Consider the following 19,807-nt stretch of genomic DNA (forward strand, 5'->3'; position numbering starts at 1 on the left):
GTAACTGAAACAATTTCAAAAAAGGCATCATCCTTCAGGGGATGGTGAGGGGGATATTCTATGATCAAGTGGATTCGGAGACGAATCGGACGCCAGTTGTTAGCGGTGTTTTATGTAGTATTACTATTAGTATCGGTGACATCATTTTTTGTGTATGACTATATGGAGACACGAATCGAATCGTCCCGAAGTAATCTTGAGACGATTAGTGAAAAAAACAGACGGGCTGATACGCTTTGGGATAATTGGCAGACCGTCCAATTCGGGTTACGCGGATTCGTAATTTTTGGAGATCAAGAACGATTTGATGAAATCGAAGCTTTGCGGACTGAAATCAAAAGTGAGACGGATTGGTTTGGACGCAGAGCAGAAACAGACCAAGAAGAAGAATTCTCAGCGCAAATGTTGAACTTGTATGATTTATATTACGGGGCATTGTTCCCGCTGACGCAATCGTACGTAACGGAGAAAAAAGCAAATCGCATCAATGAAGATTTTTTACAAGGCGATAGTTTGTTTTCGTTACCAATCGCACAACGTCTTGTCGAGCAAGGCCAAATCAAACCGACGGCAGACGGGTCGATTGATATCACACCAGACATTGAAAAAGCATCATCAGCACTCGAGGAATACCGTGACACGTTGCAGCAACAACAAGAAGCAGCCGTTTTAAAATTACGGACGGAAGTTGCGAATACACAATGGATTTGGATTTCAAGTATTTTTGTTTTAATCAGTTTCATTCTCTTATTCGTTCATCCATTCATTCGTCGGGTAACAAAGCAGTTATTCCGCTTAATTGACGACAATCAAAAGTTAACACGGAGTGAACCGATTGAAATAGACGAAGTGGCACAACAACGTCCGGATGAAATCGGTCTACTCCGGGCCTCATTCAATCAAATGGCGATGACGACGAATGCCCATAAAGATGAGATGCAGGGGAAAAATGAAGAGTTGCAAGCGCAAAGTGAAGAATTGCTTGCACAACAAGAAGAATTGCAAGCGCAACAAGAAGAGTTAGAAGAAGCTTACCAAGCAACGAAACAAAATGAAGAAAAATTAAAGCTCAGAAGTGAATTGACGGAAGCCTTAGCTGTTCGAGAAACGATGGAAGCCTATCCATCCATCATCCAGAAAATGATTGATATCACGTCTTCGGAGTACGGAGCGCTTTTGCTTTATGAAGCAGGCATGTACATCGGGGCGACGACGAATGGGATGAAACAAACTCACCTGGAAGCCTTACGAACTGACGACACGTCTGTGTTAAGCCGGATGCTGTTAGGTAAACAGATTGTTCAATCTGAAAAACGTGTCGACCGCACAGCGGACATTCCGTACAGTTTTAGTACACACGAAGTGGCACTACCTATTTATGATCCGGCAAGTGGCCAGTTGATGGCAGCAGTTTATTTAGTCCGATACAAGTCGCCTTACAAAAAGCAACAGCTACTTGATATGCGCGATTTCTCCCAACAAATGACGCTCTCTCTGTTGCGGACACGTTCGTATGAAGAGATGAAACAAGAAAAGAAAAAGACGGAACAAGTCTTAGACTCGATTCGTGAGGCCATCATCTACCTAGAAGACGGAAATGACGAACTGTATGTCAACCGTCCACTGTTTGACCTGATTCCAGAATTACAATCGGAGTTCACGAGTGACCGGACCTTATCATCCGGGTCCTATGTGATTGAAGTGATGCGAAGTGTAGTAGACGATCGTGACGTATTTGATGAGTATGTCACTTTAATTCGCTCAGGCATCGTTCCCCCGGATAAGTTTCAGTTCGATGTGCGAAACAATACAGCACACCTTGAAGTGTATGCAGAGCGGATTGATATTGAAGGCGGATGGAAAGGTGTTATTCTTGTCATTCGTGATATTACCCGGGAAACAGAGGCGGATCGCCTGAAAACAGAACTCGTGTCAACGGTCTCCCATGAGTTACGGACACCGCTTTCATCCATTTATGGATTTACGGAGTTGATGTTGAATCGTGAAATCGATGTCATGAAGCAAAAAAAATATTTAGCAACGATTCATGACGAAACAGGTCGTTTATCGAACTTAGTGACAGACTTCTTAGACGTTCAACGGATGCAATCAGGAGCGCAGCTCTATCAAAAGATGACACTTGATTTGTATACTGTCACGAAACAAGTCGTCGAAATTTATGAGACGTCGAGTGTGCGCCACTCGATTCGACTACGCCTCTTAAATAAAGAATTGCCACCCATTCATGCTGACGAAGATCGCATTAAACAGCTCTTAAGTAATTTAATAAACAATGCAATCAAATATTCACCGGATGGTGGAGAAATTGACGTCGTTCTGGATTTGGATGATGAGAATGTCATCATTCATATTATTGACGAAGGGATCGGCATACCGCATCATGCGTTTGCTCATCTATTTGATAAATTTTATCGCGTAGACAATTCCGATACGCGTCGTATCGGTGGAACGGGGCTCGGATTATCAATCTGTAAAGAAATCGTCAAGGAACATGATGGAACGATCCACGTTGAATCTGAAGAAGGCGAAGGCAGTACATTTACGATTCTACTTCCAGTGTCTAGCGTACTTCCATCTTAAAAATACGAAAATGCTTGCTCGTTCATTCGAGCAAGCATTTTTTAGGGTCGACCAAACCAAATACTTCGATAGGCGGAATAGAGGAAAATAAAAAATTTTTTGAATATAATAAGAAAAGAAGGTTAAAAATATATTGTTTTGACCGATAGAATATAGGACATTAGAACTATTTGAAGGGAGGAGGACGAAGTGAGACAAAAATTAATTTATATTTTGATAATTGCTTGGATTGTGAGTCATTTTAGCTGGTTAGGTATCGTAGGAACGTCCTCCGATCTCGCACGAATCGGTAATAGTCTATTTACGACGGGTGGTGCCGTTTTATCGTCTGCAATGCTCCTACTGGCGATTTATAAACATCCCACTCGTTCCTTTACGCAACGACTTTTTTTCTTATTGCTCTTAGGAAATATCGCTCTGATTGCCGGTGAAGTAGGTCAATTGGTTTTGCAAATTCAGCGGGCTGAACGCCTTGGACCATTCGACTGGATTGATTTTGTCTTCAGCTTGCAAATCATCTTTTATTTGATTGCGTTTTGTTACTTTTTATTCAACCGCCGTACGCAAATCAATCTGCGATTTTTCTTATTCGATGAATTGATTATTTTGATTGTTGCAGGATCGATATCTTGGCACTATATGATTACACCCTATTTAGAAAATGCGACCGGATTTGACTTAGAAACTTTACTTTTGATTCGTTATCCGCTAGGTGATTTGTTACTCCTAGGAGGAATGATCATCTTATTCTTTGGCGTGATGAAACGAGGCAACAGTAAATCGTTGTTGCTCGTCTTATTAGGTTTTCACTTACAACTATTAGCTGACCTCTTGTATGTCGTCTTATACCGGGCGGACTTCCCGGTGTCTGCGATGTGGCTTGATCCGGTTTGGCTTGCGACGACATTGACAGTAGGGGGAGCCGCGATTTTATTTGATGCAGATGAGCGGTCCCTCGATTTCATGCTAAATCGTCGCGTGCTGGATTGGGTACGTTTAGTGACGCCTTATATTTTCTTGTTGATTTTATTTATCACAATGGCGCGCCAAGCCGTCACCTTTAACGGCTTGACCATCGGACTGATGATTGCGACACCGTTGTTGATTTCGCGACAAATTCGTATTGTCATGGACAATCAACGCCTTCGGGAAAACTTGGAGGCGAAAGTCGACCAGCGGACGGCGGACTTGGAGCGAGCGCTCGAAGAAATGGAGCACATGGCTTATCACGACGCATTGACGAATTTGCCGAACCGGTATTTGTTTGCCCGTCTCTTTAAAGAAGAGCTGCGTCGCGCAGAAATACATGAACGCTTAGCCGCCTTGTATTTTATTGATGTGGATCACTTCAAACAAATCAATGACACGTATGGTCACCAAATCGGCGATCAACTCATCATTGATATTGCCAGCCGTCTTGAGAAAAAATTACCACACAACACCGTCATTTCCCGTCAAGGGGGCGATGAATTCGTTGTCCTTTTATTTGACGTGAAAGAAACGAACGTGATTGAAGAGTGTGGACAAGTACTCGTACAATTGTTTGAACGACCCTTTATTCTTCAAGAGACCCCGGTCTTCATGACAGCGAGCATCGGGTGTGCGATCTATCCGACGCATGCGACGTCACGGACGACGTTGATCGAACAAGCGGATGTTGCGATGTATGAAGCAAAGCGGCGTGGGAAAAACCAGTTCTATCTACAAGCTGATTAAAAAGCGAAGCCTCCCGGGAAAACAGGTGGCTTCGCTTTTGCAGTTATTTAGCATTTGCTAAAAATTTTTCGAGATCAGAAATCGCTGTGATGGAAGCGTTACACTGGTCGCTGTCGATGCATAAGTAGTTCCCGACAGCACGATAATGATCAGCTGATTTATTTGTTCGGACCGAGACGAGCGCGACCTCATTGTTTGTTTTACAGAGGCTACAAATTCCATGCTGAATGTTTGGTAAATAACTGCTCTCGAGTCCAATCCACGTCCCATCGAGCGGATAAACAAAAAATTTCCTTTTGTTGCTCGTATCATTCCAGCTCAAATACGTCGTCGCTGAAAAATCAATCGTATCGAGGGGCGGAAGATGGAGTTTTTTTGTTTTTGGAAAGAGTGCCTGGATTTCGGCAACTGTAATCGCTGGAAATGGCTCGACGAACGGTTCGATTTGATCGAGATACGTGAACAGCTGCTGTTCTGAAGCTTGATTCCGGATCGTCATCAAAAGTTCCTCTTGTTCCGGTGACAGAACGGGAATGATGTCGAAGATTTTTGTCGTTGCGCTGTACAAAACGGCATCACGGACATCAGGGTCATTCACGGTCGTTAATTGTTGAAGTAATAATTCAATTTGATTCCGGATGAAATTATATTGGTGGGGCTTGATGAATGGTTGCATATAATCAACGCTCCTTTATCTTTCCATCGTACCTGATTCCGTTTCTTGAAGACAGTTTTTTTGTTTTCGAGCATGTCACGTCGGGGAAAGAATAGGTAAGGAGGTGGACGCGAGATGTTGACACTGACGGGACTTCGTTTACTCAATTTTTCATCGTTTTTATTCGTTTTACTTGCTCGTGTCGTGTGGTATAAGACGCCGACCGAGTTACCGTTAGCAATCATGCCGGCACCATTCGTTGATGCTGTCCTCGGTGTTCTGTATACGACACTCCTGATTTGGTGCATCCGTCCAGTCCGCTCTTATCCGGCCGATCGAACGTTGATACTTGATATAAGTGGATGGTTCAGTTTGACGATGATTGGACTCGGAGCAAGTTCGATTGTAGGTCCGCCGTGGGAACTCGTGTTGATGACAGTCTCTTTCATAAGTCTTTGTCTCATCTATTCAAAAATTCAACAGCATCCGAACCGTTCACCTTGGATGCGTTCGCCTTTTTCTGTCTTTCTAGCCTGGTCGAGCGTTCAAATCTTAATTTTACCGTTTCGGATTTTACGTGATTTCCGGTTTGAGGAACTATTTGGTTTAAGTGTCTCGCTTTGGACGAGTATCATGCTGATTGTTTTCGCCGGTGGTGTACTCGTATTCAGCTGGTTCCATTCGGATTGGGTGTTTGGTGTAGTGATGATTTGGTTTTATAGTGGGCTGTTCTTTAACGATCGTCTCACTTGGACACAGGAATGGATTACCGTGATTGCGACGGTGGCAGTCGCAATCGTTACAGTAGTGGTCTTTCGGAGACGACAAAAGATTTTTTCAGAACAAAAAACACCAGTTTCTTGAAAGAAAACGACAGTTTGAATCATTGCTTTTCGTTTTTTCGGGTATATCCCTTATAGAAGTTAAAAAGGGGGACACAGTCAAATGGGGAAAAAAATAGAAGTTAAAAAGGGGGACACAGTCAAATGGGGAAAAAACAATTTATCGGAACGTATGAAAATGAAACCGAATTGATTCGGGATATTGAAGATTTACATTTTAAAGGGTATCTTGAGGAAGATTTATATGTCGTCTTACAGGATAAAACCGATATGGCGATGTTGCGGGGACAGTCAGCAGCACAACTCGTCACGGGTAAACGGACATTGTTCGAGCGTTTTACTGGAAAGCCGGCGACAGAAGAGGAAATTCGAACAGCATTTACGTCACTTGGTCTAGCGGACGATGAAATCGAACGTCATGTCGTCGGTGTCCGGCATGGTGCTTACGTTTTGTTTGCGGATCGAGAAGGTGCGGAGCGACCGACACCGTCACCTAAAAGTATCTTGGAGACGGAGCCGGAAGGCATCGAAGCAGAACGGAAACTTGATCATGAAAACAGGGCATTGGAGAACGAAAACAACGATAAATTATGAGTGTTGCTTTTGTTTGAGTGGAGAGGGTGAACCATGATGGACAGCCACTACCATACAATTCTAGTCGCAGTAGACGGATCAAAGACGCCAGACTTGGCATTTGATAAAGCGGTCCAGTTTGCAAAAATTGATCATGCAAAGCTCGTCATCACACATGTCATCGACATTCAGACGTTCGCAAATGTCCGTGCCAACCAACGTTTCATTGACCAAAACGTGACAGAGTATGCACAAGAATTACTTGAACGATACGAAAAACAGGCACATGAAGCCGGGGTGGATGCAGTCGAGCTCGTCATCGAGACAGGGTCACCGAAGACGCTGATCCCGAAAGTGATTGCACCGCGTGTCGGGGCGGGACTGATTGTCTGTGGGGCTGTCGGCATGAACGCGATGGAACGGATCATGATTGGGAGTGTGTCTGAAAACATTGCCCGTTATGCGAAATGCGACATTTACATCGTCCGTCCAAAAACGTTAAATTAATCAAAAAAGATAAGCAGTCTCTTAACGATAGTAGCTTAAGAGATCGCTTATCTTTTTTAGGTTACTTTGTTAGCAGGTAATAAAATACACCAAGTACGATTAAGATGACCGGTAGTAAAATCAAGTACATCCAAACCATGTTTTTAGCAGTTGTTTTGTTACTGTAGCTTTCTTCATTGCGGCTACGTCCGACCATGAGTGTAAAAATAAGTCCAATGATGCAAATCACAAGGGCAATCCAAAATAAAGCTGTCATTCTGTTACCTCCTTCATGTACCAAGCATGAGCTCTCTTTCATCATATCGAACATTGATTGCGTCTGTCTGCCTAATTGTGACAGTTTGAAGTTGACGTCAGCTAGTTGAGGGGCTAAACTAACACTAACAGTTTAGGAGGTAAACTAAAATGAAAGACAATCTTCGGGAAGCCGTCCTTCTGTTTGAGGAAGTCATGATTCATGGGACGGAACGCGTATTAAAGTCCGTTGAATCTCCCGTGTGGCGTTTGTATTCTCCAGAGCAACTTCATTTATTGAAAATCGTCGGTAAGTACGGACCGATTGCTTCAGGACGAATCGCCGTCATGCAAGGTGTCCATAAAAGCGCGATTTCAAACCGTCTGAAAAAGTTGAATGAAAAAGGACTCGTTGAAGTCGAACGGGCGGAAGATGATCATCGGACAAAACAAATCATTTTGACGCAAGCAGGACACGATGTCGTCGAGGAATCGAACCAGGCAATCTATCTCTATTTGGAACAATTGATTGACGGTAAGGTCGAGGACGATGAAATTCAACAGTTTATCGAAACGTTTAAAAAGGTCAAATCGATTTTAAAGATTGAAGATTAAGCAGCAGAGAAAAATAGAACTAGAAGAGGTGGAGAAGGCATGCGACAAATCGTCAAGTGGCGCTGGCCAATCGTAATCGTCTTGTTGATTGCGACAGTCGGTCTATTTTTAGCGGCACCGAACTTATCGAAACAAGCAGAAGATGCGGGAGCGATTCAACTCGCAAGTGATGCAGACTCGCAGCGCGCAGCAGATATTTTACAGGCAGCTGGTGCAAGCGAAGAAACCATTTCGCTCGTCATCCCGTTAAAGGACAAGGTCTCAGCGTCTGACCGCACTGACATCGGTCAAATCGTGACGGATTTAGAAAAACTCGACAAACCTGTGACCGGTGTCCTTAATCCGTTTGAAAGTGAGGAAACGGAAGGACAACTCGTCTCAAAAGATAAAAAAACAGTGCTCGTTCCAATTACAGTGGACGGGTCGCAAGAAGAAATTACAGCGCTCGCGGAAAAAATCCGGGCGGATGTCCTTCCGAACGACCGGACGATTTATCTGACAGGTGAATCGCTGATTAATGCGGACGTCAACAAAAGTTCGCAAGAAGGACTGAAACGGACGGAGTTAATTACTGTCGGTTTGATTTTTGGTTTATTGCTCATCGTTTTCCGTTCGATCGTCACACCGTTCGTTCCACTGCTTGCAGTCGGCGTAACCTACCTGATGAGCCAATCGTTTGTGGCGTTTTTTGTTGATTGGTTCGGTTTCCCGGTCTCGAACTTCACACAAATCTTCCTCGTCGCGATTTTATTCGGGATTGGGACAGATTACTGTATCTTACTGTTAAGCCGCTACAAAGAAGAACTGACAGCTGGACATGACGTCGAAACGGCAATCGTCAACACGTATAAAACAGCGGGTCGGACATTGCTGATCAGTGGGATTGCCGTTCTCGTCGGTTTCTCGGCAATCGGATTCGCAGATTTCCCGATCTTTAAATCATCGGTTGCAGTCGCAGTCGGGATTGCCGTCTTACTGCTCGTCCTGTTTACACTCGTTCCATTCTTCATGGCGACGCTAAAAGAAAAATTATTCTGGCCGTCGAAAAGTGCCGCGAGTCACCGTGATAGTAAGTTATGGGCACGTTACGGCGGATTATCGATTCGCCGTCCATTGCTCGCGATGGCAATCGTCGCTGTCATTACAGTCCCGACGCTCTTTACGTATGATGACGATCTTTCATTCAATACAGTCGATGAGATTGGAGAAAAATACGAAACCGTCAAAGGGTTAAATGCGATTTCAGACGGATTTGGTGCGGGAGAATCGCTCCCCGTCAACGTCATCTTAAAGGACGATAAAGACATCGTGACAGAAGAAACGCTCCCTTACGCGGAGCAGTTAAGTCGTGAGCTCGTCAAATTGGATGGTGTCAAATCCGTTCGGTCGATTTCAAGACCAACGGGTGAGGTCATCCCCGATTTATACGTCGACCGCCAACTCGCGCAAATTGCAGATGGAGTCAAAGATGCCAATGCGGGTCTTGGTGAAGTCAGTCAAGGTCTAGAGGAAGTCGAAAAAAACCTTCAATCGATCAGTGGACAGCTTCCGGCTGGAGACGAAGCGACGGCTGGGGCAACACAATTGCAACAGGCAGCAGATGGTCTCGGTCAAATCAATCAACAGCTCGGCGCTGTCGGTCAAGGACTGCAAACGACACAAAACATACCGCAAGCGGTCGGGACGTTGTCCGCTTTATCGGAACAATTGACGCAAATTGAAACCGGGATTGCGCAAGCGGCGACAGGAATTGAACAACAAGGTGCACAAGCTGGACAGCTCGGTGGTGGCTTGACGCAACTTGCGGACGGTGTCGGTTCGGCAAATGACGGTCTTCAAAAAATCGAAGACGGTTTAACGGATGTAGCGGATATTCTGACTGAGATGGGCGATTCGAAAACGATTCGCGGGACCGGAATGTTTATTCCGAAAGAGACGTTAACGAATAAAGAGTTTGAACCGGTCATCGAACGATATGCAATTGATGACGAAACAGGATTGAAGTTTGAAGTCATCTTAAACGACGATCCCTATTCGCCAAAAGCGATCGAAACAGTCGCGGCGATTAAAAAAACGACTGCGAGTACGTTAAAAGATACGCCACTCGAAGAGGCGAAAGTGGCTTACGGTGGTATTTCAAGCATCAACAGTGACTTAAATGATACGTCAAAAGCGGACTTTTCGCGGACGGTCGCGATTATGATCGTGAGTCTGTTCATCGTCCTCGCAATCATGTTCCGTTCGTTCATCATGCCGCTGTTCATGATTGGTTCATTGTTACTGACGTACTATACGTCGGTCTCGATTGCAGAGTTGATTTTCGTCAACGGACTTGGGTATGACGGGATCAGTTGGGCGGTTCCGTTCTTCGGTTTCGTCATGCTCGTTGCACTTGGCATCGACTATTCAATCTTCCTCCTAGATCGCTTCCGTGAAGAAACGATCAACGGACTTGAGACGAAAGAAGCGATGTACATCTCGATGAAAAAAATGGGATCGGTCATCATTACGGCAGCAATCATTCTCGCCGGTACGTTCGGTGCGATGATGCCATCCGGTGTCCTCAGTCTCGTTCAAATCGCGACGATTGTCATCACGGGTCTTCTCTTGTATGGATTGATTGTCTTACCGCTCTTGATCCCAGCGATTACGGTTTCGTTCGGTTCAGGTGTCTGGTGGCCTTTCCGTCAAAAAGAAAATAAGAAGTAAAGGCATTAAACTAGTCCATCCGGGCGTCATCCGGATGGGCTTTTTCGTTATACTACAAGCAGGAGGCGATGAAGATGCAACAATTCAATCAATTGACGGACCGTGTGTGGTATCAAACACCGGTCAGTGAAACGGATCGACCGATTTTAGGGTTGATTGTCGGAGCAAAACGCAGTCTGATGATTGACGCAGGAAACTCGAGCCAGCATGCGGCACTGTTTTTAGAAGAAGTGGAGCGACAGGGCTTGAAAAAACCTGATTTACTGGCATTGACGCATTGGCACTGGGATCATATTTTTGGTTTGAAAGAAATGAACGTACCGTCCATCGCGACGAAGCGGACAGTCGCGCGAATTGAACAGATGCTTGATTATGATTGGACAGATGAAGCACTTGAAGCGCGGATTGGGCAGGGAATCGAGATTCCGTTTTGTGCCGATGCCATCAAGCTCGAGTTTGGTCCGACACGTGATATAGCAGTACAATTGCCAGATATTCAATTCGAGGGAGAACTTGTCGTCGACTTAGGGGGCGTACACTGTATATTACGAGAAGTTGAAAACGATCATTCACCCGGTAGTCTGCTCGTTTACATACCGGAAGAACGTGTCTTATTTTTAGGGGACGCGATGTATGCCGATATCTTTTCGGCGAAATGGAACTATACGGTCGAGCGAATGACGTTGCTACTCGATGCAATCGCGGAGTATGATGCGGCGTATTATGTCTGGTCGCATGGTGAGGCGATGCCCCGCGAAGTGTTCGAACAAGAAGTCGCGATGTTACGTCAGGCGATGGATGTGACGGAGCGAGCAGGTGGGAAGATTTCAGAGATGCGTCGGTTATACAAAGAAACGGTCGACCGTGTGTTAACGACGGACGAAGAAGAAACACTCGTCTTTTTTGCGAACGGGATGAAATCTTAAAGCAATCGATTGTCAGTTCGGAAGGAATTGATGCCGCCAAAGGCGAAATTGTTCAATATGAGAAAAATTGGATAGTTGAGAAAGGGAGTTGTATAATGTATCCGGATAAAAATAATCGGAACGAAACAAGCGACCGTGTTTTTTTTGGTACGGGAAAATTCTTTTTCGTCTTTGTGATTGCGCTAGTGCTCTATGTCCTCTATGACTTGTATCTCCAATAAGAACAATCTGACGCGTCACCTTCCTGAAAAAATCGGGAGGTGATTTTTTGATTTTTAGGGGAGTGCAAAGAGACCAAATTTTGGGTAATAATCACCATGAGACACTTACAGGTTTTTGCAGAGGAGGCACAACATGAAACGCATCCAGATTGCCGACTTTGATCGTCGTTTACCTGGGAGAGAGCTCCGGGAGACGACGCATTATTATGAAGTGATTTTTATGAAAGATTACGAAGAAATGTATCCTTCAACACAAGTACGAACGATTCAATTGGCAGATATATGTGTCAACTTAATCGTGATGCCGGAGCAGACGTATCTCGTCTCCGCGTTGTTTTTGAAGCCGGTCGAAGTAACAGACGTCGTCGCCTGGATTCAACTGTACACGATTAGTTTCGCGCAAGCAGACGCGTCAGGATATTATGTCGAACAGGCGGATGAGATTCTTGAAATCGTATTGTATCAAGGCAACCCCATCGTCATCGCAACGAGAGGGGATGACCGACTATATTATGCGACGAAAGGAGCAATCGAGGTGCGTCGAGCGACAAACGAAGGGATTGGAAAAAAACCGTTATTGTATTTAAATGGGGAAGCTTGGTTCGGGGTTCCGCGTTTAGAGTTCAATCCAAAGCAAGATGAGCTTCATGTGAACGGGACGTTTTTATTTGCTGATTATATGGATGCCTATCAAGGGCACGTCGGCTTCTTCCGTCAGGCGACACCCGATTTACCGACCGTGTTGTTAGTCGGACGAGCCATCATCGAGATGGAATTGACAGAGAATCCAGATGGCAGTCGGATTTTAGTCATTGAACAACCGTACGATGAGGCATGACATGTGTAGATGTAGAATCGTCTTCTTTGCTAAGCCAGTGAAGAGGACATTTTTTGGTTTGAAGAAAAGGGTTGAAACGGGACAGTGAAATCCCTTACAAAATGTGCGAAGATAGGAAGGAGAAGGTTAGAGGGGATGAGGGGAAGCATGACGAAAGAGACACCACGTAATTCAAAATGGATGCGCTCCTACAATCGGGCACTTGTGTTACGCCTGATTCGAATGCATCAGCCGATTTCGAGAGTCGAACTTGCCCAGCGGACAAATTTGACGAAGCCGACGGTCTCGAACATCGTCAGTGAGTTGATTGCCGATGGTCTCGTGACGGAACGGGAACTCGGAGTTTCGAATGGGGGACGCAAACCAATCATGCTTGAATTGGTTGCGACGGAACAATATGTCATTGGAATCGATGCGACGAGTCATCGTTTCATCGGTGTCATCGCCGACTTGAGTGGAAATACGATCCATGAAGTCGAATCACTCGGACAGTTTGATACGAATGACGATATGATTGATGCCGTCAGTCAACTGTGTGGAGAACTGATTGAAGCGACAAAAGGTGTCGGGACGATTCATGGCATCGGGATTTCTGTCCACGGGATGGTCAATCCGGAAACAGGTGTCATTTTATTCGCACCTCGGTTCCATCTCCATGATGTTGAATTAAAAACACATTTAGAAGAACGCTTTCCCTATCCCGTCTTCATTGAGAATGATGTCCGGGCACTCGCCTCGTTTGAACTGTTATTTGGTGAGGGCGTCGGTGTCGATCAATTCTTCTATCTCTACGCGGGAGAAGGGATTGGTGGGGCATACGTTCTCGGTGGGAAGCTGATTGATGGAGAAAACCATATCACCGGTGAAGTCGGGCATATGCGTCTTGATTTAGATGGACCCATTTGCTCCTGCGGGAACCGGGGATGCCTCGAGGCATTGGCAGGCGAAAAGTCACTGTTGCGCGATTTTGAAGTCATTGATCCACAAGTACAGACACTAACAGAACTTCGAAGTCGTCTAGCATCAGGGGATGAACAAGCAATCCGTGCGTATCACCGGGCAGGTGAATATATCGGAATCGGGGTATTGAATACGATTCACTTGTTGAACCCGAAACGGATTTTACTAGGCGGCCCGATGTTTGAACGCGCACCGGGCATCGTCGAGCAGATTAAAGAACGGGTCGCGCATACGGCACTGACAACAGCTTCGCGTCATACGGACGTGAAAATGGTTCCGTGGAGTGAAAAGCAAGGTGCACTCAGTGCAGCTGCCTTAGCGACAAATAGTGTCTTTCAAACGATTTAAAGTATAAACTACTTCCATCGATATGACGGAAGTAGTTTTTTTGACTGTAGGCAAAATCTTATGAAGAATGAAAATGCGATAACGAGAAGCAATCAGTTCTCGCTTCATCTTCAAAGCGGCAATTGGCCTAAAGCGATTCAAGACGGATTGCGCGCCAAATCGTCTGCGCGCCTGGATTTCTCTCGCGGTATTACCTAAAAAGCGTCACGTTTCGTTGACTCCTACGGGAAAAAGTGCGTTTTTAACGCACTTTCAGAGGCAGGCAAGACTCTGCTCGTTGTCCAAGGAGCAACGGCTGGGGCCTCGTCCGAGGAAAGCAACAAAAAAGACGCTTTGTAACGTCCTCAGTTATTAGGACTTCAAGCAATCTCGAGATAACTCCAAAAAATAATTTATGAAAACGTTTACAATCATAGAATCGATATGCTATAGTCTTTTTAAAGATAGATAATAAATTTAATTTACTAAGTTCATGTGAACGGTGGAGGTGGATGCGGACTGGCGAAGACCAGTCGAGCTGAAACGGAAAGAAGGAAGCAACGCGCCGATGGAAACAAAAGATCCGTGGGTTTCCTATCGTGAAGCTTTTGGGCGTTACGGGGCCATCCGCGGCTTTTACTATGATCGTCAAACGCAGCGGATGACTGAACAACAATTAGGGGATGAACGGTCACCGGACCAAGACATCGTGCTCGTCCGTCCGCGACAAGATGGAGTTTTTCAATTCCGGATGTCATCCGTGCAAGGAGTATTGACAATCCGTTCCTCAGAACTGCATGTTCGAAAAAATGAGAGCGGATACATCGAATTACGCGCATTGATGCAACAAATGCGGACGGCAGGCTGCTTGACACTTGGCGGGGAGTTTTACTTATTTGTCGCTCGCGAAGTCGACACACTCGATTATCGGTTACGTTTGATTGCCCGCGTGTTGATTCGGCTACAGGGAATGCCAATTGACCAAACGGTGATGGAAGACTGGTGCAAACAAGCGAAACTGGAAGGGCAACACGGTCAAAAATACGCATGATACTTACACATAAAAAGGGGATCAATCAGATGAAATTTAAAAAATCGAAAATTTTAGCGGCAGCATCGGTTCTTACATTATCAGCACTACTCGCAGCTTGTGGTGGCGAAGATGAAAAACAGACGACAACAAAAGACGGTAAAACAATCGTTACCTGGTGGGGCTGGGCACCACAACCTGAAGCTGGGAAAGCGGTTGTCGATGCGTTCAATAAATCGCAAGACAAGTATTCAGTCGAATTCAAACGGTACAGTGAAGACTATGAAAAGCAACTTCAAGTCGCAATGTTGTCAGGTAAAGGCCCAGACATCATTGGCTTAAAAGAACCGATGATTCAGCAGTATAAAGATCGTGTCGTACCGGTCGATTCATATATGGATAAAGCAGCCGGAGATGGATGGAAAGATAAATTCGTCGAGCTCGGGATTGAACAGACGACACTTGACGGGACACAATACGCAGTCCCAATCGGTTTCACAGGACAAGCATACTTGATGTACAACAAGACGATGCTTGATAAATATGGTGTCACGCCACCTAAGAACTATAAAGAAACGGTCGATGCCGTCAAAAAAATCAAAGCGTCTGGCGATAAAGTCATTCCATTGATGCTCGGAGCAAAAGATGCTTGGATCGACATCGATGTCTACAACGTCCTCAGTCACCAAGTCGCACCGGGTTATATTCAAAAAGTCTTGTCGGGTGAAGCAAAATGGACAGATGACGAAATGGTCAAAACAGCACAAGTCTGGCAAGACCTCTTCGAAGATAAAGTCTTCCAAGAAGGAGCGCTTGGTCTTGCGACTTACAATGACGGGATGAACCAGTTCTTCGATAAAAAAGCTGCGATGTGGGTCATCGGTTCATGGGAAGCACACTCGATGACGACGGCTGAGAAAAAAGACAAATGGAAAATTGACGATGAGCTTGGATTTGCACCACTTCCTAACCTCGTAGGCGGAACAGAACAACCGATCATCGCTTCAATCGATATGGCGCTTGGTGTCAATAAAGAGTCGAAACAACAAGAAGGTGCAGCAGAGTTCATCGCCTTCATGAGTCAAGGTGAAGGACAAGAAGTCTACATGGGCGAGTTCGAGATGGCACCAGGAATTAAAGATGTCACGATTGATTCCGATTCAGCTTTCACAACGGAAGGTGAAAAAGAATCATACAAAATGTTGAATGATACGCTTGCTGAAGCAGTCGCGAGCCGCGGAATCCGGGATACGAAATTGAACGATATCCTCGGGAAGGAACTTCAAAATATCGCAACAGGTCAAGATCCGAAAGAAGCACTTCAACGTGTGCAAGATACAGCGGATAAATCGGCGAAATAAGCAGTAGACAGCGAAGTGATGCGCCTGGCGTATCACTTCCTGATTTTTGGAAAAGAGGAAAGTGAGGAATCAACATGCAGACAGAGCGTCAGGAATTGCCGATTAAACCAAAAGCAGAGCCGTTAAAACCAGCAGCGACACGTTCACCTGCTCCAAGAAAAAAAGGCAAGATGAAACAAAATATGGTCGGTTGGGCATTTGTCGCACCAATCGTCCTTTTCGTCGTCAGTTTCATTTACTACGGGATTTTCTACAATGCCTATAACTCGTTTTTCTCATGGGACGGAATTTCGTTTGATAAAGCGTTCGTCGGACTTTCAAACTATGCGGAAATGTTCGGAGATCCGGATTTTTATCTTTCGCTCAAAAACACCTTTTTGGCTACATCAACGAATTCTTACGTGCAATCGGTCTTGGGAGCCTCGAGCAGAACTGGCTCGGCGATCCGGATATCGCGCTTTATTCCGTCATCGCGATCAACATCTTCCAGTGGACAGGGTCATCGATGGTCATGTACTACATGGCGATGTTGACGATTGAAAAAGAAATTTTCGAAGCCGCAAAAATTGATGGAGCAGGGTTCTTCCGGACACTGTGGAGCATCGTCTTCCCGAACTTAAAGGGCACGACCTTCACCTTATCGATCCTTGGTGTCATCGGTGGACTGAAGACGTTTGACTTAGTCTGGATCACGACTGCCGGCGGACCGGGATCGTCCACAGAATTTATCTCGACCTACTTATTCCGAAAATCAATGCTTCAACAGGAAGTCGGCTACTCGAGTGCTGTTGCCATCGTGCTACTTACAATCGCGTTGCTGATCACGTACTTCCAATTACGGATACAAAAGAAAATGGATAACTAAGGAGGAACGTACCATGAATGTAGAATCTAAAAAGAGTCGTTGGATAATCAACCTTGTCCTTGCCTTAGCTTCAATCGTCTGGCTGTTCCCAATCTTTGTCATGTTCAAGGAGAGCTTACGTGTCAATGGATTTGAGAACTATATCGCGACGTTACAAAACCCGAATTTCCCAACGTTCGTCTTCAACAGTTTCTTTGTTGCTTTCTTCATGATCATCATCTCAATCACGATTCTTGCGTTTGCAGCGTTCGCTTTTTCAAAGCTCGAGTTCGCAGGAAAGCGTCTCATGTTCAACATGGTCCTCGCCGGTTTAATGTTACCGGTTGCTTCGATGATCGTCCCTTTGTTCTTTACGCTCCGTTCATTTGACGGACTGAACAATCATTGGGGATTGATTGGGGCGGAAGTTGCGTTTTTCCTCCCGTTCGGCTTGATGCTCATCAAAGGGTACTTTGACGAACTGCCGAACGAATTGATGGAAGCGGCCTATATCGACGGTGCGACGATTTTAGAAGTCTTCTTCAAAGTCATGTTGCCGCTCGCTAAACCGGCGCTCGCGACAGCTTTGATCTATGCCTTCCTCAACTCGTGGAACGAGTACTTGATGGTCTTAACCTTCATGACGGATCCTGCTTACCAGACCGTCACGATGGCACCGAGTTTCTTCAAGGATGCACTTGGCGGCGATCCGGGTAAAATCTATGCGTCACTTGTGTTAATCAGTTTACCGACAATGGTGTTCTATATCTTCTTCCAACGTTTCTTCCAAAAAGGAATGACAGCTGGTGCAGTAAAATAATTTGTTTTTTGAGTCAGGGGGAGCAGCATGTATTTAGGAGTCGATTATTATCCGGAACAAACGCCACGTGAGTTGTGGGAGGAAGATTTTCGTTTGATGAAAGAGCTGGGGGTCAATGTCGTCCGAATCGCAGAATTCGCGTGGACGATGATGGAACCGGAAGAAGGGGTCTATGACTTTGGCTTTTGGGATGACGTCGTCGAACGACTCAGTGACGCGGGCTTCGATATCGTTCTCGGGACACCGACGGCGACACCACCCGCTTGGATGTGTCACCGCTATCCTGAGATTCTGCCGGCAGACGAAAACGGTGTGACGATCAGTTTTGGCGCGCGTCGTCACTACACGGTTCACAGTGAGACGTATCAAAAGTTCTCCGTTGCGATTACGACAGAAATGGCGAAGCGATACGGGAAACATCCGCGTGTCATCGGTTGGCAGACGGATAATGAATATGGTCATGAAAAGTCGGACCGCTCTTACAGTGATGTCGACCGGGCTGCCTTCCAGATCTGGCTCAAGAACCGCTATGGCACGCTTGACGCATTAAACGAAACATGGGGAACGGTTTTTTGGAGTCAAACCTATACGGCATGGGAACAAATCCCCGTCCCGCGTAAGGTCTACCAAGAACATAGTCCGGCCCTGCTCGTCGATTTTGATCGGTTTTGTGCCGATGGGTATACCCATTACAACAAGCTGCAAGTCGATGCCTTACGGGAACATATCCATCCGGATGCCTTCATCACACATAACCTCGTCTACAGCGATATGGCTGTGAATCAACAACAGATGGCGCAAGATCTTGATTATGTCTCGTTTGATAACTATCCCGTCTGGGGTGGGTTACCGGAGCCGAACCGTTTCGAGAAGATGGCGAGCGATCACGACCTCTGCCGCTCATCGAAACAGGGCAAAGGCTTTTGGGTCATGGAACAACTTAGTGGCGCACAAGGTTGGAGCAAAATCGGATACTTACCACGCCCGGGTCATATTCGCCTCTGGACGTATCAAGCCGTCGCGCGTGGTGCGGAAGCGATCGTTTATTTCCGCTTCCGGGCCGCCTTGTTCGGGACGGAAGAATTTTGTCACGGCATCATCGACCACGATGGGAAACCGAAACGGAAATTTGCTGAAGTCAAACAGATCATGACGGAACTGAATACGTTTGGTGACGAGATCAATGCCAGTACGTATCGAGCGGATGTCGGTGTCTATTTTGATCAAGAAAATGTTTGGGCCTGGACCCATCAACCACATAGCGATGCGTTTGATTTCCGGACCGAGTTCGTCCGTTTTTATGGCGGGGCTGTCCGCAAGCAGGTTGCGACGGACATCGTCTTCCCGGGCGACGCGCTTGACGGCTACAAACTGATCATCGTGCCGCTGTACTTCCTGACGAACCCGACGTTCGATCAAGCACTGATTGATTACATGGAACAAGGTGGCCACGTCATCTTTACGTACCGGACAGGTGTCAAGGATCCGCATAACAATGTCATCCCGAAAACACTGCCTGGAAAATTCGCGACATACGCAGGGATTGAAATCGATGAATATGAATCCCTCCAGGCTGTGCAGGAAAATCGTGTCGAAGGAATCGGCGCTTTCAGCGGACAATCGTCACCGGCACGGCTGTGGTGCGATTTGATTACACCGACGACGGCAGAGCCGCTCGCCGTGTATCGCGATACATTTTATGACGGGGTCGCAGCTGTCACACGAAATCAATATAAAGGAACGGTGACGTACATCGGAGCGTCAATCGATGATGCGATGATTGATACGATTTACGCGCAAGCCTTTGAAGAAGCAGGAATCGAGACGTTTGAAGTGCCGGACCAGGTCGAAGTCGTTCGCCGTCACGGGGAAACACGCGATTTCGTCTTCCTGATGAACCATGACACAAAAGAACCGAAACAAGTCACGCTCGACGGAACATATCAGGAGCTGACGACGCAAGAGACATACAGTGGAACAGTGACACTCGCACCGCTTGCGACACTGATTCTGACGACGTAAGGAGGT

The 19,807-nt window shown here is 46.0% G+C and carries 18 protein-coding genes; 16 read left to right on the top strand and 2 right to left on the bottom strand.

Features of this window, described 5'->3' with window-relative positions; translation table 11 throughout:
* The first annotated feature begins 60 nt into the window (after positions 1 to 60).
* Both P403_RS0110035 and P403_RS0110040 read left to right on the top strand, forming a co-directional pair.
* Positions 61 to 2,601 carry a HAMP domain-containing sensor histidine kinase gene (locus tag P403_RS0110035; RefSeq protein ID WP_029332508.1) on the top strand — a complete coding sequence of 847 codons (2,541 nt, stop codon included), beginning with the start codon at positions 61 to 63 and terminating at the stop codon, positions 2,599 to 2,601.
* Between the two features lie 189 nt (positions 2,602 to 2,790).
* Positions 2,791 to 4,317, top strand: coding sequence for a GGDEF domain-containing protein (locus P403_RS0110040; RefSeq protein WP_029332509.1), 1,527 nt, complete (start codon positions 2,791 to 2,793; stop codon positions 4,315 to 4,317).
* A gap of 43 nt (positions 4,318 to 4,360) precedes the next feature.
* On the opposite strand, the gene P403_RS0110045 is transcribed toward P403_RS0110040, so the two are convergent.
* Positions 4,361 to 4,993, bottom strand: a complete 633-nt coding sequence (locus tag P403_RS0110045) for a FusB/FusC family EF-G-binding protein (protein ID WP_029332510.1) — start codon at positions 4,991 to 4,993, stop codon at positions 4,361 to 4,363.
* Positions 4,994 to 5,107: 114 nt separating this feature from the next.
* Here P403_RS0110045 and P403_RS0110050 point away from each other — a divergent pair, with 114 nt between their 5' ends.
* From P403_RS0110050 to P403_RS0110060, 3 genes are all read left to right on the top strand, one after another.
* Positions 5,108 to 5,836 (top strand): hypothetical protein, encoded by a 729-nt coding sequence (locus tag P403_RS0110050; protein ID WP_029332511.1) that lies wholly within the window; start codon positions 5,108 to 5,110, stop codon positions 5,834 to 5,836.
* 122 nt (positions 5,837 to 5,958) lie between these two features.
* On the top strand, positions 5,959 to 6,408 hold the full coding sequence (locus tag P403_RS0110055) for a YflT domain-containing protein (protein WP_029332512.1): 450 nt from the start codon (positions 5,959 to 5,961) through the stop codon (positions 6,406 to 6,408).
* Positions 6,409 to 6,444: 36 nt separating this feature from the next.
* A complete protein-coding gene (locus tag P403_RS0110060) occupies positions 6,445 to 6,894 on the top strand; it encodes a universal stress protein (RefSeq protein WP_029332513.1) in 450 nt (149 codons plus the stop codon).
* Between the two features lie 61 nt (positions 6,895 to 6,955).
* On the opposite strand, the gene P403_RS0110065 is transcribed toward P403_RS0110060, so the two are convergent.
* The gene (locus P403_RS0110065; RefSeq protein ID WP_029332514.1) at positions 6,956 to 7,150 is read right to left on the bottom strand and encodes a hypothetical protein; all 195 of its coding nucleotides are present in this window, start codon (positions 7,148 to 7,150) and stop codon (positions 6,956 to 6,958) included.
* A gap of 149 nt (positions 7,151 to 7,299) precedes the next feature.
* On the opposite strand from P403_RS0110065, the gene P403_RS0110070 reads away from it, so the two are divergent.
* From P403_RS0110070 to P403_RS0110120, 11 genes are all read left to right on the top strand, one after another.
* Entirely contained in the window at positions 7,300 to 7,743 is a 444-nt protein-coding gene (locus tag P403_RS0110070) for a MarR family winged helix-turn-helix transcriptional regulator (RefSeq protein ID WP_029332515.1), read from the top strand.
* Positions 7,744 to 7,782: 39 nt separating this feature from the next.
* Positions 7,783 to 10,452 carry an MMPL family transporter gene (locus tag P403_RS0110075; RefSeq protein ID WP_029332516.1) on the top strand — a complete coding sequence of 890 codons (2,670 nt, stop codon included), beginning with the start codon at positions 7,783 to 7,785 and terminating at the stop codon, positions 10,450 to 10,452.
* A gap of 74 nt (positions 10,453 to 10,526) precedes the next feature.
* Positions 10,527 to 11,378: an MBL fold metallo-hydrolase gene (locus P403_RS0110080; protein WP_029332517.1), complete on the top strand. Its 852-nt coding sequence runs from the start codon at positions 10,527 to 10,529 to the stop codon at positions 11,376 to 11,378.
* Between the two features lie 354 nt (positions 11,379 to 11,732).
* The gene (locus P403_RS0110090) at positions 11,733 to 12,437 is read left to right on the top strand and encodes a hypothetical protein (RefSeq protein WP_029332518.1); all 705 of its coding nucleotides are present in this window, start codon (positions 11,733 to 11,735) and stop codon (positions 12,435 to 12,437) included.
* Positions 12,438 to 12,584: 147 nt separating this feature from the next.
* Positions 12,585 to 13,745, top strand: a complete 1,161-nt coding sequence (locus P403_RS0110095; RefSeq protein ID WP_029332519.1) for an ROK family transcriptional regulator — start codon at positions 12,585 to 12,587, stop codon at positions 13,743 to 13,745.
* A 547-nt stretch (positions 13,746 to 14,292) separates the two neighbouring features.
* On the top strand, positions 14,293 to 14,775 hold the full coding sequence (locus P403_RS0110100; protein WP_029332520.1) for a hypothetical protein: 483 nt from the start codon (positions 14,293 to 14,295) through the stop codon (positions 14,773 to 14,775).
* A gap of 29 nt (positions 14,776 to 14,804) precedes the next feature.
* Positions 14,805 to 16,115: an ABC transporter substrate-binding protein gene (locus tag P403_RS0110105; protein WP_029332521.1), complete on the top strand. Its 1,311-nt coding sequence runs from the start codon at positions 14,805 to 14,807 to the stop codon at positions 16,113 to 16,115.
* Between the two features lie 74 nt (positions 16,116 to 16,189).
* Positions 16,190 to 16,648, top strand: coding sequence for a carbohydrate ABC transporter permease (locus tag P403_RS16855; RefSeq protein ID WP_235195195.1), 459 nt, complete (start codon positions 16,190 to 16,192; stop codon positions 16,646 to 16,648).
* A complete protein-coding gene (locus P403_RS16860; protein ID WP_338042118.1) occupies positions 16,597 to 16,980 on the top strand; it encodes a carbohydrate ABC transporter permease in 384 nt (127 codons plus the stop codon). Before P403_RS16855 ends, P403_RS16860 begins: the two co-directional genes overlap by 52 nt.
* Before the next feature lie 13 nt (positions 16,981 to 16,993).
* Positions 16,994 to 17,779, top strand: coding sequence for a carbohydrate ABC transporter permease (locus P403_RS0110115; protein WP_029332522.1), 786 nt, complete (start codon positions 16,994 to 16,996; stop codon positions 17,777 to 17,779).
* Positions 17,780 to 17,806: 27 nt separating this feature from the next.
* Positions 17,807 to 19,801: a beta-galactosidase gene (locus P403_RS0110120; RefSeq protein ID WP_029332523.1), complete on the top strand. Its 1,995-nt coding sequence runs from the start codon at positions 17,807 to 17,809 to the stop codon at positions 19,799 to 19,801.
* Positions 19,802 to 19,807 lie beyond the last annotated feature (6 nt).

This window comes from Exiguobacterium oxidotolerans JCM 12280 (assembly GCF_000702625.1).
GTDB classification, from domain to species: Bacteria; Bacillota; Bacilli; order Exiguobacteriales; family Exiguobacteriaceae; genus Exiguobacterium_A; species Exiguobacterium_A oxidotolerans.